This window comes from Vibrio mediterranei, from assembly GCF_900088415.1.
In the GTDB taxonomy this organism is placed as follows: domain Bacteria; phylum Pseudomonadota; class Gammaproteobacteria; order Enterobacterales; family Vibrionaceae; genus Vibrio; species Vibrio mediterranei.
On the sequence record NZ_FLLQ01000002.1, the window covers coordinates 770,771 to 788,938 of the forward strand.

Below are 18,168 nucleotides of genomic sequence, written 5' to 3' on the forward strand. Positions count from 1 at the left end.
CGCCTAAATGAATAACAAACTTGGCATCTCGGGGAAAATAGCTGCAGCGTTTCAAGCCTCAGCGATGACTCCTCTTCTTGCTTTAGTCGCATTGCTTTTGGGGTTAATGGCAATTGTGGTTACCCCAAAAGAAGAAGAGCCTCAGATTGATGTTACCTTTGCAGATGTGTTTATTCCTTTTCCTGGAGCAACTCCCCGAGAAGTAGAAAGCTTGGTGACTAACCCAGCGGAGCAAATCATATCGGAAATAAATGGGATAGATAAACTTTACTCATTTTCTCAACCAGGTGGGGCACTTGTTGTAGCGATATTTGATGTGGGCATACCACGCAATGAAGCTGTTGTTAAGATCTACAACAAATTATATTCCAATCGTGATTGGATGCCACCAAACATGGGTGTAGGCGAGCCATTGATCAAGCCAAAAGGCATTGAAGATGTGCCAATTGTCAACATTACGCTTTCTTCCCAATCGCAGAGCGTCACTACAGCAGAGTTAACTCAAGTCGCCAGCGGCCTAGAGACCGAGTTGAAGCGTATAAAAGGCACGAGAGATATATACACAGTAGGTCGACATCCAACTATCGTCGATGTGAGATTAGACCCAGCTAAAATGGCGGGTTTTGGGGTTACTATCGATGCCCTTAATCAAATGTTGCCAGATGCCAACTCTACGTCTCCATTGCTTACGTTGACGCATGACAATCAAACGTTGCCTCTCCAAATTGGTGAGTTTCTGACTAGCATTGACGAAGTTAAGCAACTCGTAGTGGGTGTGTATGACGGTAAGCCCGTTTACTTGGCAGATATTGCAGAAATAGAGCTTGGCACAGACACGCCTACGCAAATGGTTTGGACAGGAGATAAAACACAAATAAACCCTGCGGTCACTATCGCTATCGCTAAAAAAAGTGGAGAAAACGCGGTAGATGTCGCGAAGAATGTTGAGAATAGAGTTGAAGAGTTAAAAAGCACACTCATCCCGAGTAACGTGGATGTGGAGATCACAAGAGACTACGGTAAAACAGCGGCAAACAAAGCCAACACGCTGATCGGGAAGCTCGCCTTTGCCACGGGTGCTGTCGTCCTTCTTGTTCTACTGACAATGGGGGGGCGTGAAGCTGTAGTCGTTGGTATTGCAGTCATCATAACGCTATTGCTGACACTGTTTGCATCGTGGGCATGGGGGTTCACACTCAATCGAGTTTCTCTTTTCGCGCTAATTTTCTCAATTGGTATACTGGTCGACGATGCCATCGTTGTGGTTGAAAACATACATCGCCACATGATGAAGGGTAAACAGAAACTTGTAGACTTAATACCTGGCGCCGTGGATGAGGTCGGTGGCCCAACTATTCTGGCAACTTTGACAGTGATTGCGGCACTGCTGCCAATGGCGTTTGTATCAGGTTTGATGGGACCGTATATGAGTCCTATTCCAATTAACGCATCGTTGGGTATGATCATCTCGCTCATAATTGCGTTTGTCCTAACACCTTGGCTCTCACGGCTTCTTTTGAAGAATGATGGTCATGGAGAAGAGCAGACGAACAGTAAACAAGCTGCTTTCTTCCATCGTGTGATGTCTCCATTTGTCACGGCTCGAGCACAGAAAAGAAACCGACTTCTATTGGGTGTCGCTATCATTGTTGCTATTGCTGCTTCAATGTGGATGCCGATGCACCAAGCTGTTGTAATGAAAATGCTGCCCTTCGACAACAAGTCTGAGTTTCAGGTGATCCTTGATATGCCTGAGGGCAACTCGCTTGAAAGAACGCAACGAGTACTATTCGAGCTTGCTGATGAAGTGAGAGCGATAGAAGAGGTGGATAACTTCCAGATCTATGCTGGAACGGCGGCACCAATTAACTTTAATGGCTTGGTTAGGCATTACTTTTTACGTCAAGGGGCCCATCAGGGCGATATACAAGTCAATCTTGTTGATAAAGGTGATCGCACACGTTCGAGCCATGAAATTGCTTCTGATGTTCGATCTAAATTAAACGACATTGCTAGTCAGTATGGTGGAAAAGTTAAAGTTGTAGAAGTCCCACCAGGCCCGCCTGTATGGTCTCCAATACTAGCTGAAGTCTACGGTCCGACACAGGAAGTTAGAGAGCACGCTGCTCTTCAACTTAGAGAGATATTTAGAGGCACCGACGATATTGTAGATATCGACTTTTACCTCCCTGAGAGTTATCAAAAGTGGCAGGTTGTCATTGACCGAAGCAAGGCTGCGAGGCTAGGTGTAGCATACTCCAACATTGTAGATACTATGGCAACGGCGGTCGGTGGAAAACCAATCAGTTATTTACATAGTGAACAGAGTAAATACCCAATACCTATTCAGGTTCAAGCGCAAGAGTCATCAAAAGTGAGACTAGAGCAGGTATTGAATATGAAGGTTCAATCGCTAAGCGGTCAAAGTTATTTATTGGCCGACCTAGTTAAAGTAAATATTGAGCCGATGGAGAACTACATTGTCCATAAAAACCTAGTTCCAATGATTATGGTCGTTGGCGATATGACTGGGGAGTTAGATAGTCCACTTTATGGTATGTATGACATTTCATCCAATATGGCTGAACAGGGGATGGATGTTGAACAGTACTATGTAAACCAGCCTTCGGGTCTAGAGAATGTAGAAATATTCTGGGATGGAGAGTGGACAATCACGTATGAGACTTTCCGAGATATGGGAATTGCGTACGCGGTAGGAATGGTTCTGATTTATCTGCTTGTTGTAGCTCAGTTTAAGTCCTATTTGGTTCCACTTATTATTATGGCACCAATACCTTTGACAATTATTGGCGTTATGCCTGGACACGCTCTACTCGGGGCGCAGTTTACTGCGACGTCAATGATAGGAATGATTGCGTTAGCAGGGATTATTGTTAGGAACTCAATACTGCTGGTCGATTTTATAAACCATCAGATCTCAGAAGGTATGGAGCTATCACAAGCTGTAATCGACGCCGCTATAGTTCGAGCTAAGCCTATAATGCTAACGGCATTAGCAGCAATGATTGGTGCAGTCTTTATTCTTGATGACCCAATATTTAGCGGGCTAGCTATCAGCCTTATTTTTGGTATTTTCGTATCAACTGTACTGACGTTACTTGTTATTCCGATCTTGTACTACGTGGCACTAAAGAAAGGTATCGTTTCACATAACGCATAATCATTAACGCCCACTCTTAGCGAGTGGGCAAAAAATATACTCGAATGTAACAGGAGCCTATCATGAAAGTCGAAAATGGAATCCGAATCCTCGCAGGGGTAATGGTATTAATATCACTAATATTGACTATTTATGTCAGTAAGCACTTTGTTTGGTTTACTGTTTTTATTGGTGCAAACCTAATACAAAGTGGCTTCACAGGGTTTTGCCCGCCACGAAAGATATTATTAAAACTCGGCTTTAAAGAGTAATAAGAGCAGGAGTTGAGGTAGATATATTTCAATTATTAAAAAATATATTCGGGTTCAAAGATGAATCTCTAGAAATAAAGAATGCCCTACAAGAAGGCGCATATATTGTTGATGTGAGAACACAGCCGGAATTTAACCGCAGTCATTTAAATAATGCGATAAATATACCATTAGATACTATTGAGGCGTGCCATAAGCAATACCTAGATAGAAATAAACCTATTATTGTTTACTGTGCATCGGGAATGCGTTCGAAAGTAGCTTCCAATTTTCTCTTGAACCACGGATATACAAGAGTATACAACGCTAAAACAATCGGTAGGCTTGAAAAGCTACTGTGAGGTGTAAAATGAAAAACAGCATTCTTTTAGTATTACTGACGCTAAGCATGCCGTTCAAGGCTGCCTCTGAGAGTATCTTGGACGTTTATAACTTGGCGAAAGACAGTGATCCAGAGTTATTGCAAGCTAAGGCTTTTGCAGATGAAGCACAGGAAAGTATAAACAGTGCGAGAAGTGTGCTACTTCCTCAAATTGACCTTAGTGCCGGCTATGATTACTACAACAGCGACCGACCTCTTCTAAGTAGTGAGCAATGGAGAGCGGGGATTGGCCTATCGCAGGAGATATACAATCCGGCAAGTTGGATTGTGCTAGAACAATCTGAAAAAGCTGCGGTAAAAGGCAACGTTTTGTATGCTCAAACTCAGCAGTTTGTCATTTTGCGAACCGCTGAAGCCTACTTCAATGCCCTAAGAGCAGAAGATACGCTCTCTTTAGCAAAGTCGGAACAGGCACTAATAGAAAAGTACACTGCAACAATACAAGAGGCTTATCGTGTAGGTACTTCCGATTTAACCGACCTACAGGACGCCAAAGCACAATTAGATAGAGTTAATGCGAGCCTTGTTAGTGCACGTAATCTAGTGAGGAACTCTTATGAGGAGCTAAGAAAGATTACCAATGTTAAGTTTGATCGCTTGGACAAGCTGAATATTGATGCATTCAGCCCCTCTCTTCCTGCAGATGATGTAGAGGCATTGGTTGAGCTTGCACTTCAGGAAAACCTTGTAGTACTAGAGAACAAAATTCAACAAGAAATCGCAAAGCAGGATATCGACTTAGCTAAATCGGGACACCTGCCTCACTTATCATTGAATGCTGGGTATCAGTATTCAAATGAGAAAAGAGACGATTCATTCTACTCGAAGGGTGGAAGTAACGATACATACGGAGGGCTTAACCTCGTCGTGCCATTATACAGTGGTGGTGGCACTTCTTCCGAAGTTAAGCAAGCTCAGCATAGGTACGTAGCTGCGTCTCAGGAGTTAGAGCGCAACTTCCGGGACATCTCTAGCAATGTTCGGGGCAAGTACAATGATATTATTGCTTCTTTAGAAAACATAAAGGCTCAAGAACAATCAATGAAATCGGCTGAGCTTGCGCTATCAACACAACAGTTAGGTTTAGAAGTTGGAACTAGAACAATTGTTGATGTACTTGAAGCGACTCGGTTTTTGTTTGACGCGAAGCTACAACTCTCAGACGCACGGTACAACTACATTCTTGAACGTTTATATTTGAGCCAACTTCTAGGGAACCTGAATGAGGGTGACATTATTGCGATTAATCAGGGTCTGAATGAAAAATAACATATGACGAGGTCTCGCGGTAGCCGAAAGCATTCTCACTCATTGAGCTTATGTTCGATTAGACTCGGGAATTGTAAAAATCCACCTGCTGAGCAGGTGGATTTAAATGGCCCCCCATAAGGGGCTAACTTTTAGTTACTCAACCCTAGATGCATCTGACACTCTTCTTCTTCCTTTCCCACACGATCTTGATGCCTGACATATCTTCGGATTATTTCCTCGTTCACTCCTACCGAATCAACAAAGTAGCCACACTGCCAAAAATTATTGCCCCATAACTATTGCTTTCTTAAATACGGAAATTTGTTGAACAGCCTTATCGCTGTCCGTCCTTTTACAAATCCCATATACTTTGAAATACTCAAACTTGGTGGCATTCTCACAACCAAGTGGACGTGATCTACTTGAACGTTCAACTCTACAACCTAGCAGTTTTTCATGTTGCTTTATATATAAATACTTCAGTATAACTCTTTGCCCAAGTGACCCTTGAGTATTTTGAGTCGGTACTTCGTCGTCCAAACTATGTGGTAATGGCACCTGTAATATACGTGCGAAGCGGATTCATATCTGCTCATGTTTTTTCTCCTTGATTTGCTGTTTACAAACTTGGATATCTTGAACATGAGCGTCCTTCGGGCAAAGCCCTAATGGACGATCACCACCTTCCTAAAGGGTGGTTTAGGGTTAGAAATGAATAGAGCCACAGACTGTAGCTCTGTTTTTATCATCAATAATGATGAGTTAACGTTACTTTGGCCTATGAATAGTCGATTTGTTGGGCTTTTAAATACAGCTATTTTCTCTTTGTTATCTGGAATTGAGCTAGGTGAAGTTGTCGGAGGACATTAAAGTTTGAAACTTTTCTATTTCCGAAGTGCGTTACTATCGTGGCTACAAGAACCCAATACTGACAATAAAGATCGACACTTAGACTCAATCAACGTGGCTATCCAACGAAAGTGTGACAACAAAGTTTGAAACTCGCTTTTGGACATAAATGCTCTACATCCCTTCATTTCTAACATGCCCCTATAGCCGTCATCCTCACGAAAGTGAGAACCTCCTACCGCGTGTAGGTGACTGAAAATTGGCGACTAAGTCACGTAATTCGGCTGCGGGACGCGCTGAATGAGATCCCCTTTTTCAAGGGGATGACTGTAATTTTTGGGGATGCTGTGAACACGAAAAGGGGCAGATATGAGTTGTTGCAGAATCTGCAATCACTGAGCTTTCTCGTTGCTCGGGCAACTATTGCAAAAATTGCAACAGTTCAACTACCGAGGAATCCTCGATAGTTGCTTGATAAGTAATGTGCATATTTTGCACATTAGTTAGTTCTATTGCCGAAGCGACGAGATCAGAACCGGGTTGGAGCAGAGGTGATTTACGAAACAACCTGTTTCGCAATTGTGCAAGACCCTCTTGCATAATTGGTTACTAGAGTTTGTCCAACAACCTGTTGGACATTCGATGAAGCAGCCAATTTCCTAATTGTGCAGCAGCTTGTTGCACAAATAAATCTCATGTTGGTTTCATGCGCACTAAACACGTCTTGGGGCAAAATGTATGGTACGCCCCGTTTTGCAAGTGAAAAGTCAAAAATAACGGAGTTGGTTTGCGCTAATGTATTCAGAGTCTATTTGAGACTTCATTAGTCCCAGCTCTACGATGAGATCCGCGCCAGATTGTCCTCATAAACGTGAAAGCACTGTCAATGCTGTTTTGCCCCTCAGGTCTTCAATCTGGTGGTCTAACCGTTTTGTCATCTTGATTTATCATATGCAAATTTTGGTTATACTTTTAATTCGAAAGCTTTGTGAGAGTTCATCACTGACCATGCTATGCGAGCCAACTTATTGGCCAATGCAACCACAGCAACGTTGAATGGCTTTCGACACTTCAAATCAATAAGCCACGATCCGAAGTAATGCTCCGCTGAGCTATCTCTCCACATGACAGCTCTAGCCGCATGAACAAATAATTCTCTCAGTTCTTTGTTTCCCCGCTTCGATATACCCAATAATCGAGGTTTTCCTCCCGTTGTATATTGAAACGGTACTAACCCTATCCATGCTGCAAAGTTTCGCCCGTTAGAAAAGTCTTTTGGGTCTCCGACAGAAGACAAACAACACGAAGCTGTCATAGGCCCTATGCCTGGTATCGTTTGAAGCAAAGTATATAGCTCGTTTTCTTTATTGAGTTCGACTAGTTTTTGGTCTTGAACAGCAATCTTTTCATTTAGTTGGTTGTAATAGTCCAATTGGTCACGAAGCTCAAGAATGAGCTGTGGTGGGACTATAGCCTCTTTATCTGCTAGCCACTGGAACAGCATTTTCATATTGGCATGCCCGCGAGGAAAGCTAATGCCAAACTCAAGCAAGATTGACCCGATTCTATTCATACAGGACGTTCTTTCGCGAATATATCCTGTTCTGGCTTTCCTAATCACCGTACTAATTTGAGCTTGTTCGCTTTTCGGAGAGACAAACCTCATATTAGGTCTCGTGGCAGCTTCAGCAATGGCGTCAGCATCAATGAAATCGTTCTTGTGGCTTTTAACGTATGGCTTTACATAATGTGCAGGTATTAGCCTGACCTTATGACCATATTCTTGGCATTTTCGAGCCAACCAATGCGCACCACAGCATGCTTCCATTGCTATGGTTGTAGATTCTTGCTGTGAGATAAAATGAATGAGCTAGCGTCGACCACGTAGACGCACCCTTATATAGAAACCGCACAGCTGCAATACCCTTCTCGGCCGAAAGTCCCTGTCACCTTCATAAAAGTGAAGATCTCCCGAAGCGCGTAGATAACTGAAAAAATAATGACTAATTCAAATGAATTGTGTTCACAGCGCGTTATATGAGGTTTCACTTTTCACAGGATTGATGAGGCTATTTGTTGACCACTACAAGGGCCTTCTGTGAAGGCCCTTATTAAGATTTTCACTCTGTTAAAACAAGTTCTACTTGAGTCGACTCAGATATGGAAAAAAGCTCTTTTGGAATACTATCAAGCGAACCAATTATACATACCTCGGATGAAGGAACAGGAGCAAAGCCGGTACTCATGGGTGTTGGACCAAAGAAAATACAAAATGCGTTCCCGGGCGCCCAAAAGGCGAGTGTCCCTACTTCCAAACTTGATGTTGATTCACCCTGATCATCAATCGCCTCGGGAAGTGCAAAATATAACTCTCCACCCCATCTTCTCATTCGAGCTCTAAATGGTAGGCATTGCATGATTTTCTGTGCTGTTTCACTGTTATTTAATGTACCGAAAACCTTCAAGTTACCCATTATGAGCTCCAATTTGTGCTTGGTAAACATCAAGCATACTCCTTCTTTCTCGCTCTATTGGGCTCGACGGCACCATGTTCTTTAGTTAACGCTATAATATCTTCTACATTGATGTCTCTAGAATAGGTTCCTCTTCGAACAGCCAATGCAGCTGCAGCCCCCACAGCTTGCCCCATAGCCATACACGTGCATTGTGCTCGGATACCGGCAAGTGAAGTTCTGTCAGCAGATAAAATCCTACCAGCTACCGTTATTCGGTTGCTACCCTTTGGAATCAGAGATCTAAATGGCACAGTAGGCAAAAGCTCCATTGAGTCATGAAAAATCTCATCGCAACCGTTATCTTCATTGTGCATATCAATATAGTTGAAGGCATTGCAAACAGCGTCTTCATAGGGTTGAGCGCTCATAAACTCACTCTCGGTTACAATGTGCTCACCCACTACACGATAGCCTTCTCTTGATAATGCCCTGTTATACATTGTCTTAAGAACAGCTCTTTCCGCACCGGGGATTTTCGTCCGAACAAACTGATACATCCGTAGCATTCGAGCTCGACCTTCAATGTTTGCTTTGGTTTGACCATCAGCATCTGAGGTATCACAAGAGTAAATATGTGTTGAGTTATGTCCGCCCATTTGTAAATACCATTGGAATGGGTATATACCAAAGTATGCCCAGTCTCCTTTTTCTAACTCTCCTTCTTCCATCGCTTTTTCATAGATCTTCTGGACCTCACCTTCCCAAACTTGCTGCATATCGACTCCCTCAATTCGATATTCCAGAGTACCGGGCTGTCGCTTTGGTGATTTATCAACTGCCAGTCCAAGCGCTCTTGTTACATCCGCGTCCCCCGAGCAGTCAACGACTTCACGACATTTTGTTATTCTTTTAATTCCACGTGCGTAAGAGGTAATAATCCAGAAATTGCCCTCTTGTACGATTTCTCCAATGAACTCGTGATAATGAATTTCAACACCAGCCTCTACAGCAGCTTGCTCTGCAACTGAAGCGTAGATGGGGACATTAATATTGCTATAATATCCTGGCGTATCTACACCATAGCGCTCTTTCATCGACTTAACTCTAAGACCTTCGATTTGCTTGGAGCGGTTAAAGAGCTCCCATCCTATGCCTTGTACCACAGGCTGCGTAGGTGAATGCCAATGGTTTGGCATAAAGACACCACCATCAGTCATCGTACCCCCCAACATTGAGCTAGCTTCAATTAAAGATACGCTTACTCCTGCCCTTGCCACTTGTATAGCTGCTATATGGCCTGCAGTTCCTCCGCCAGCTACAACTACATCGGCAGTTTGCTTAATCGTTTTCATTTTTATCTCCCCATCAATAATCAAATTAAGTAATTTAGTTACGTCTGGTGATTAATCGATTCTTACGCCTTGCTTTTGGAGAGTTCTTTGTAATTTATCTATGTCTACGTTTCTAACATTGACATTTTGGGTCAAAGACTCTGAAGCGGCTGTACCAGCGGCTTCACCTGTGACAGCACAACACATCATGTTTCGCATTGAAGTATGTGCAACCACACCCGCTGAAATACAACGCCCTGCAACAATTAGGTTTTCGACCTTCTTAGGTAACAAACACCCTAAAGGAATTTGAAAATAACGACCTGTTGTTGGCAAAATCAAGTAACCACTCCCGTCGATAAATTCAGGGAAAATACCAACAGAGTCGTTACAACGGCCTTGTTCAAGAACATATTGGTCATCAACATGGATTTCACCATCAATCAAGCGAGATTCACGAGTACCAAGCGTCATGCCGAAATTCCGAAGTTTCGCATTCTCAAAACCCGGAATATAGTGACGCAATGCATCAATAGCCCATAATGCCTGTTGACGTCCTTCAATCTCAGCTTTTGTTAGATCCCAAGCATTGGTGCAATCATAGCCGAACGAGTAAACCATATTGAGTTGATGTGCTTCGCCCGCGTCCGAGAACGTTGACCAGGTTCCTGCAATGGCAGAAGCATCACCCGGAATGACACCTTCCTCCTGAGCTTTAGTAAAGATTTCCTCCATATATGGACTGAACATGTCATCCTCTTTACCAGTCGTCTTTATTGTCCAGTTTTTGCCCCAGTCCGCATACGTTGGCTTAAGCTCCTCGTCGACGAATTTGTTGAATCGCTCAACATCTACGCCTGCACAGTGGAACATTACAGTCACACCCATAAGTTCATCTTTATCTCGCTGGTTGAATGGCGCACCACTCAAAGAAGCAATGTCAGCGTCTCCTGTGCAGTCGACTACTCGTTTGGAAAGAATGGCGCCACGCCCAGATTTACTTTCGACAATCACACCATAAAGACAATCGCCTTCTTTCAACACCTCAACGACCCAAGAGTGATAAAGAGGAGTAACACTAGCTTCTTTAATCATCTTGTCAGCGACGACTTTGAAACCCTCAGTATCAATAGCTTGGCTGGTTGATTGAGGCTCCGGACGCGTAAAGCCTAATTCACTTGCTCGGGTTTCAAACTCACGCCCGATACCTTCACAATCTATAGTCCCTTCGTGTCTATACCATGCAAAGCTTTCCACTCCAGCTTGAGTTAACATTCCGCCCAAGCACCCATACCTTTCCACAATCATTGTCTTTGTACCAAGTCTTCCGGATGCGATTGCTGCACAGAGGCCTGCCGGACCACCACCAACAACTAAAACATCAGTTTCTGCAATAACAGGGATTTCTCTTTGTGGTTCAGTGATATTCATTTATATCTCCTTCTCCCCTTCAACTAAAAAGGGGAGGAATAGTGTTTGGATTATGAGACTGTTGACGGCTCAGTAGATACTTCTTCTTGTGGCCCAACCGGGTTAGCTGGTGGATCAAGATAGATTCGGCCTTTAGAATCAGAGGCAGGAAAACCCTCTGGGAAATCTTGATTGATTTGCTTAATAAACCCACGTGCGACGATAGCTATAACAAAGCAAAGCGGGAAACCCATTAATATTGAGACGGTTTGTAGAGGCTTCAAACTTTCTGGATTGATAAAGTACAGGGCTAAGGACACGACGCCTGCAAGAACTAGCCAAAATGCAACATTCCATTGAGCAGGGTCATCATTCTCTCCAATCTCTTTTTGTGTTGCAGCTGCCAACGAATAACCAACTGCACAATGGCCTGTGATATATGAGATCAAAGTTATCAAACCAAACGCTGCAACAAACAAAGTGCTCATAGGTAGTTGCTCAAGCATCGCATAAACAACACCACCACGACCTTGCTCATTCATGATCGTCATTAAATCCACGGTACCGTTCATTTGAAGATTTATGCCGATACCAGGGAGAACCATGTAAAAAACCATACAGCCAAGTGAGCCTGCAATTAAGCCACCCATGACAATCTCTCGAATGGTTCGACCCTTTGATATTTTTGCGATGAATAGACCAAACGGGAGTGCATATACAACCCACCAAGAAAAGTAGAAAATTGTCCATGCCTGAGGAAACCCACCTTCTCGAATCATATCTGTTGCGAAGCTCATATAAACAAAGTTCTGCAACATCAATCCTAAGCCATCAACAGACTGGTTAAGAATGAATGATGTCGGTCCACAAATCAGGATGCCTAACAACATGAGTACATCTGCACGCACATTCCAATCACTAAGAGCCGCTACACCTTTCTTTAGACCAAGCACAAGTGCAACTAGTGGGATAAACGTCCATAAAAAGATTACGAATGTATCGAGAAACGCATTACTAGACTCCCAACCCATAACATAAACAATCGCACCAGAAATTAGCGGTGTGCCAAGCGCTAAAGAAGTCATTACGCCACCGACCATACCAAACATGTATAGGAAATTGATAAAGTGACCAGCAAAACCATCAGCATTTTTGCCAATTACAGGCCGAGCAAACTCACTCATTTTTAAAGTAGGTTGCTTTCGCACAAAAAAGAAATAGGCAATTGGAATTGCACATGCAATGTACCAAGCCCAGGCCGACGGCCCCCAGTGGAACATACCGTAAGCGGAAGCCCAACGTGCTGAATCTATACTTCCAGGCTCAACGCCAAACGGCGGAGCTTGCATAATCCAAATCCATTCTACCGCCCCAAGATACAAGACACTGCCACCAGTGCCAGACGTAAAGATCATTCCAAGCCAGGTAGCAGTAGAAAATTCTGGTTTCGTATTCTTGTCTCCCATGACAATGCCACCATAACGCGATACAGCAAGGTAGATACAGAAGATTACGACCGCTGCCGTTGCGATTAGGAAAAACCACCCCAACTCACCAGTGGTAAAAGCATGGAGTTTGCCCATCATTTCATTTGATGCTTTTGGATTAAGCAAAAAGAAAATGGCCATAATAAGTGTTAATATTGTTGCGGGCCAAAAGACAGCTTTATCAATTGTCCCTGACTTAGTTTTATATTCAGGAGTACTCATATTTTCGTCTCTTTCACGTTCTTGTTTAGGAATTGATAACTACTGTACATAACGCGACTGCAGATAGTTCAGAAACTAACATCACTAGTAGTTCTATATTTGACCTCATACACAACTAACTCATATCAACGTTATCAAGGGGGATAAAACTGTGATTAAGAATTGTTTTTTTTCATTCAACGCTAGTTTGGTTGCAAATTGCTACCTTTTTTCTGCAAACACAGAACAAATTGCAACCTGCTATAACTAAAGCGCAAGAAAGACCAATCTTACTTACTTGAACCCCATTTTTATTTAAAGCAGACCTTAAATAGCATTACTTAATACTAAATTTAATGCTCTGTAACCTTTACTACAAACATACTTCATTGATAGTTCCCTTTTATGAAAGGGAACTATCCAGACCGTACTTCTTCATTTTTCTCCAAAGCGTAGCTCTACTAACCTTCAGTACTTTGGCAATTTTGATAACCTTACCATTATGTATTTTCCAAGCATGCAATATCGCATCCTTTTCTATTTCTTCTAGAGATAAAACCTCTACTTCTTGCTTTACATCATCAATTGTATTGTTTTGCTTGATGTCTTCTGGAATATCAGACATCGATATTAAGTCGCCCTTTCGATTGAGCAGAATTCGTTCCATTTTGTTTTTTAACTCAGAGTTGTTCCCATTCCAGCGAAAGTTAATCAAAGCATCAAGAGCTGCCCTATTAATAGATACGCCTACATTATGTCGTTTCTTATAAGCATTAATGAGCGATAATACAGCATACTCAATATCTTCTTTGCGTTTTCGAAGAGGAGAGATTTCGATTTCATTTGCAGAGATTTCGTAATACAACTGTTTACCAAATGCCCCCTGAGTAACGTATTCAAAAACGTCTGAATATGTGCTGCAAATCAACTGGAATTTTACAGGTATTAGCCGCTGGCTATTATACCTACTCACCAGACCGGTCTTTAACAGTTTGAGCAAATTACCTTGCAATTCAGGGTCCAGTTGTTCTATCTTCTCCAAGAATAAGGTGCCACCATGAGCCAGCTCAAACTTTGATGGCTGCCCTCCGCTCCCTTCATCATCATGCCCTAGTATTTCTTGTATAGCGTGTTCAGAGTTTAAGGTCCTACAGTTCATAGTAATAAAGGGACCATTGCGATTAGGGCTCTCGTTATGCATAGCCATAGCGAGATCACTTTTACCAACACCTTCTTCACCAGAAATAAGGATTGGAGATCTCGAATTAACAGCACGTTTTGCTAACCTAATTGTATTCTTCATCTTTTTGGACTCAGATATCAGGTTCGAGAAAGTGTATCTAGCACTGCTTCCAACTTGCTGTTGAGCAAGCTCTCTGATTTTATCAATGGGATGAATAAAGAGAAGGCTCCCTCCATCACTTAAAGGTCGGATTGTAACTATTACCTCAATGAATGAGTCATTAACCTCAACAGTAGTTTGCTTTCTTCTTATAAATTCATGATTTAAAATGCTTTCACGCAAACTTGGTGGGAAGTTAATTATATTGAACACGTCACAGTCAAGAACGCTTATTGCTCGGATATTGAGAATTTCTTCAGCCTGTCTATTTGTTTTTAGAATGTGATGGTCTTTGTTCCACGCAACTAATCCATCGTCCATACACTCTAGTGTTGCATTATAAGTACAACTCATTTTGTTAGACTGTTCCTGCTCCATATTAATATGAAGTTGGCTAGCAATTTCCCTTGAACACGAACTAACAATAACATTAATTAACTCTGAGTGCGCTTCTACTTTGGTGAGCACACTGAAGGTTCCGCGAATACGGCCGAAAGTATCAAATATCGGTGCAGCGGACATACTGTAATTGTGTAAATGCTGATTAAAATGATCAGCTCCAATTACCTCAGACGCTATGTGTGTTTCAAGTACTACACTGACAGCATTGGTCCCAATAACACCTTCGTTGAGGAAACTACCATCTTTAATTCTTAACTGGCCTAACTCTTCGCTGAGTTCCTTATTCCCTAAAGACAATAGGATACAACCATTGTCGTCTGTTACTAACAGAACGACCTGCATATTTTGCATCGAGTCGTATGTGTCCTCAACAACAGTAATTGCAGAAGTAATCAACGTATCGCTCCGACTCAAAAGCGAACGGAGTGTGTAACCAGAAGCTATATGAGGCTTGGACCAATCATAAGGGTTACACCTTTTACTGCAACGCTCCCATGAATCTAATATTGGCGTCAACGAGAAGTCTGGAGAGACCCAATGATGCTTCTGGTAAAATACCCATCTCTTTTTCTTGTCTTCAATTGCCGGCATAAGTGCCCTCATGGATGTTCAATCTAAACGTCTAGACACACTTAGCAAATTGTTACAGTAAGCAATATTTGTCTTACTATGTAGTCAACGTTATCTATATCACACTGATACTATTCAACAAACGTCATATACTACAATGCTTCTCTTGCTAACAATTTAAAGTAACATCTACTGTCTTATTCTAATTATCTTAAAATATTCCATCATTCAGTTTTTTGATCTCAATATTTAATTAACCTCGAAGAGAGTAGTAATGTCCCAAAGTTGAATGTTCGTCATAAAGAGGTAGTTCAGTCAGCAAAATGGTTTCATTTTGCAACCATTTTAACCATTAGTTTGGTCTCATTTTTAAACATCTCCAGATTTTTGTTACTTAGCGCTTCTTCGAATAATTTATCTACACAAATTTCAAAGAACTATTTTGCATTATCGGAGCATATTATGGCGCAAATGAAAGCAATTGAGGCTGCGGTCCTGATTATGAAAAAGGAAGGGGTAAATGTAGTATTCGGTGTACCCGGAGCTGCTATTAATCCTCTTTACGCAGCATTCAAGACAATTGGAGGAATCGAACATATTCTGGCACGCCATGTTGAAGGCGCCTCCCATATGGCTGAGGGTTATACTCGTACCAAAGATGGTAATATTGGTGTTTGTATAGGGACATCTGGACCCGCTGGAACAGATATGATCACAGGTCTCTATTCAGCCTCAGCCGATTCCATTCCAATTTTAACTATTACTGGGCAGGTTCCAACGGCAAAGCTACATAAAGAAGACTTTCAAGGTGTCGACATTGAAGCTATAGCTAAGCCAGTCACAAAAATGGCAATAACGATTCGCGAAGCAGCACAACTTCCGGGAACTTTCCAAAAGGCCTTCTACAAAATGCGATCCGGTCGCCCTGGGCCTGTCCATATTGACCTTCCTATGGATGTTCAAATGACGGAAATCGAGTTTGATATCGATTTGTACGAACCAATGACACCCAACAAGCCTAAAGCCAGCCGCAACCAAATCGAACGTGCCTTGCAAATGCTTAATGATGCGGAAAGACCTATTCTGGTAGCTGGAGGTGGTGTCATTAATGCTGGTGCTAGCCCCCTATTCCAAAGATTCGCAGAAATCACAGGAGTGCCAGTCATTCAAACTCTACGTGGATGGGGAGCGATTTCAGATGATCATGAATTAATGATTGGGAGAATGGGATGTCAGGCTGGCCACCGTTATGGCAACGCTTCCTATCTTGAATCAGACTTTGTACTTGGCATAGGCAACCGCTGGGCAAATCGTCACACAGGCAACATTGAAACCTATACAAAGGGTAGAAAATTTGTCCATGTCGATATTGAACCAACACAGATCGGTCGGATTTTTGGTCCGGATCTAGGTATTGTTTCCGATGCTGAAGAAGCGTTAAAACTGTTTGTTATCGTGGCAACAGAGATGAAGGAAAAGGGAGAACTAAAAGTACGAACAGAATGGCAAAGTGAGTGTATTCAGCGTAAAAGTACAATGCTTCGTCGTACTAACTTCGACAACAAACCAATCAAGCCACAACGTATTTATCAAGAGATGAATGCGGTATTTGGCCCCAATACCCGCTACGTTGCAACTATCGGCAATGCTCAAATCGCAGCTAATCAATTTTTAAATGTACACCGTCCTCGTCACTGGATTAATTCATGCCAAGCTGGACCACTTGGATGGACCATGCCAGCAGCATTAGGGGTTGTAAAAGCAGACCCATCAACCCCAGTAGTCGGAGTTTCCGGTGACTACGATTTCCAGTTTCTTATAGAAGAGCTAGCAGTTGGAGCACAGTTCAAACTGCCATATATCCATGTTCTTGTTAACAATGCTTATCTAGGTTTGATTCGACAATCTCAACGTGCTTTCGAAATTGATCACTGCGTTCAACTAGATTTTGAAAACATCAACGCTCCTGAAGTCAATGGATACGGGGTAGATCATGTTTCAGTTGTAGAGGGTTTGGGTTGCAAAGCAATTCGAGTGTTTGACCCAGAAGAGATAAAGCCTGCACTGCTTAAGGCCCAACAATGGACTAGGGAACATAAGGTCCCAGTTGTTGTAGAAGTTATAACCGAGCGAGTGACCAATATATCTATGGGACCTGATATCGATAAAGTCGTTGAGTTCGAAGAAATTAACGATCTGGTTTAGAAATATGTATTTGTTCTCCGCTTTCAATTAAGCGGAGAATGAAATAGAACAAATTGGAGTAATTATGCCTAAACTTGCAGCGAACCTATCTATGCTCTTCACAGAGTACAAGTTTATTGACCGATTCGAGGCCGCCTCGAGGTCAGGGTTTCAAGGGGTAGAATATCTATTCCCCTACGATTTTGAACCCAAAGAAATCGCCGACAAACTCAATGAATATTCACTAACTCAAGTTCTTTTTAACCTACCAGCCGGCGACTGGGATAAAGGTGAGCGAGGTATTGCCTGCCATCCTGAACGAATTGAGGAGTTTCGTGAGGGCGTTAGCCAAGCTATTCGATATGCAAAAGTACTGAACTGCAACCAACTAAATTGCTTAGTTGGAATTAAGCCAGAGAACGTAACCGAAGAAGACGCTTTTAAAACGACTGTAAACAATTTGAAATACGCCTCTGAAAAGTTAGGTGCCGAAGGCATACAGCTAATTGTTGAAGCGATTAATACACAGGATATGCCTAATTTCTTTATAAACAGTACCCAAAAAGCAATACGTATCATTTCCGAAGTCGGCAAAGATAACCTTCAATATCAATACGACATTTATCACATGCAGATTATGGAAGGTAACCTTGCTCGTACACTTACCGACCACAAAGCTGTTATCAAACACATTCAATTGGCAGACAACCCTGGTCGAAATGAACCAGGAACAGGAGAAATTAACTACCCGTTCCTACTCAAACATATCGATGAAATTGGCTACGAAGGCTGGATCGGCTGTGAGTATGTGCCAAAAACAACGACTGAGGAAAGCCTTAGTTGGATTAAAGAATACAACCTAGTTTAGGTC

12 protein-coding genes and 2 pseudogenes are annotated in these 18,168 nt (G+C 42.4%); 7 read left to right on the plus strand and 7 right to left on the minus strand.

Annotation, left to right across the window (positions count from 1 at the left end; translation table 11 throughout):
- Positions 1-7 precede the first annotated feature (7 nt).
- The 4 genes from VME0621_RS09690 to VME0621_RS09700 all read left to right on the plus strand — a co-directional run bounded on the left by VME0621_RS09690 (position 8) and on the right by VME0621_RS09700 (position 5,083).
- Positions 8-3,181: an efflux RND transporter permease subunit gene (locus VME0621_RS09690; RefSeq protein ID WP_062458221.1), complete on the plus strand. Its 3,174-nt coding sequence runs from the start codon at positions 8-10 to the stop codon at positions 3,179-3,181.
- Between the two features lie 62 nt (positions 3,182-3,243).
- Entirely contained in the window at positions 3,244-3,432 is a 189-nt protein-coding gene (locus VME0621_RS09695) for a YgaP family membrane protein (RefSeq protein WP_062458224.1), read from the plus strand.
- A 74-nt stretch (positions 3,433-3,506) separates the two neighbouring features.
- Entirely contained in the window at positions 3,507-3,773 is a 267-nt protein-coding gene (locus tag VME0621_RS27055) for a rhodanese-like domain-containing protein (protein ID WP_370736767.1), read from the plus strand.
- A gap of 8 nt (positions 3,774-3,781) precedes the next feature.
- Positions 3,782-5,083, plus strand: coding sequence for a TolC family outer membrane protein (locus VME0621_RS09700; protein WP_062458227.1), 1,302 nt, complete (start codon positions 3,782-3,784; stop codon positions 5,081-5,083).
- A gap of 131 nt (positions 5,084-5,214) precedes the next feature.
- On the opposite strand, the pseudogene tnpA reads toward VME0621_RS09700, so the two are convergent.
- Positions 5,215-5,661: pseudogene (gene tnpA, locus VME0621_RS26140) on the minus strand (IS200/IS605 family transposase).
- 115 nt (positions 5,662-5,776) lie between these two features.
- Between tnpA and VME0621_RS26815 the strand changes: the two are divergent.
- Entirely contained in the window at positions 5,777-5,935 is a 159-nt protein-coding gene (locus tag VME0621_RS26815) for a hypothetical protein (protein ID WP_197498253.1), read from the plus strand.
- A 943-nt stretch (positions 5,936-6,878) separates the two neighbouring features.
- On the opposite strand, the pseudogene VME0621_RS09705 reads toward VME0621_RS26815, so the two are convergent.
- The 6 genes and pseudogenes from VME0621_RS09705 to dhaR form a co-directional block, all read right to left on the minus strand.
- Positions 6,879-7,784: pseudogene (locus tag VME0621_RS09705) on the minus strand (IS110 family RNA-guided transposase); the annotation flags it as partial.
- 250 nt (positions 7,785-8,034) lie between these two features.
- Positions 8,035-8,418 (minus strand): cyclophilin-like fold protein, encoded by a 384-nt coding sequence (locus VME0621_RS09710; protein WP_062458230.1) that lies wholly within the window; start codon positions 8,416-8,418, stop codon positions 8,035-8,037.
- The gene (locus VME0621_RS09715) at positions 8,418-9,722 is read right to left on the minus strand and encodes an FAD-dependent oxidoreductase (protein WP_062458233.1); all 1,305 of its coding nucleotides are present in this window, start codon (positions 9,720-9,722) and stop codon (positions 8,418-8,420) included. Before VME0621_RS09715 ends, VME0621_RS09710 begins: the two co-directional genes overlap by 1 nt.
- A gap of 51 nt (positions 9,723-9,773) precedes the next feature.
- Positions 9,774-11,132, minus strand: a complete 1,359-nt coding sequence (locus VME0621_RS09720) for an FAD-dependent oxidoreductase (RefSeq protein ID WP_062458235.1) — start codon at positions 11,130-11,132, stop codon at positions 9,774-9,776.
- A gap of 50 nt (positions 11,133-11,182) precedes the next feature.
- Entirely contained in the window at positions 11,183-12,820 is a 1,638-nt protein-coding gene (locus VME0621_RS09725; RefSeq protein WP_065311676.1) for a BCCT family transporter, read from the minus strand.
- Between the two features lie 382 nt (positions 12,821-13,202).
- Positions 13,203-15,134 (minus strand): dihydroxyacetone kinase operon transcriptional regulator DhaR, encoded by a 1,932-nt coding sequence (dhaR, locus tag VME0621_RS09730; RefSeq protein WP_062458285.1) that lies wholly within the window; start codon positions 15,132-15,134, stop codon positions 13,203-13,205.
- 441 nt (positions 15,135-15,575) lie between these two features.
- Between dhaR and gcl the strand changes: the two genes are divergently transcribed.
- Together gcl and hyi are read left to right on the plus strand one after the other, a co-directional pair.
- Complete coding sequence (gene gcl / locus VME0621_RS09735; RefSeq protein ID WP_062458238.1) at positions 15,576-17,318, plus strand: glyoxylate carboligase; 1,743 nt, start codon at positions 15,576-15,578, stop codon at positions 17,316-17,318.
- A 64-nt stretch (positions 17,319-17,382) separates the two neighbouring features.
- Positions 17,383-18,165 carry a hydroxypyruvate isomerase gene (gene hyi / locus VME0621_RS09740; RefSeq protein WP_062458240.1) on the plus strand — a complete coding sequence of 261 codons (783 nt, stop codon included), beginning with the start codon at positions 17,383-17,385 and terminating at the stop codon, positions 18,163-18,165.
- The last annotated feature ends 3 nt before the right edge of the window (positions 18,166-18,168 follow it).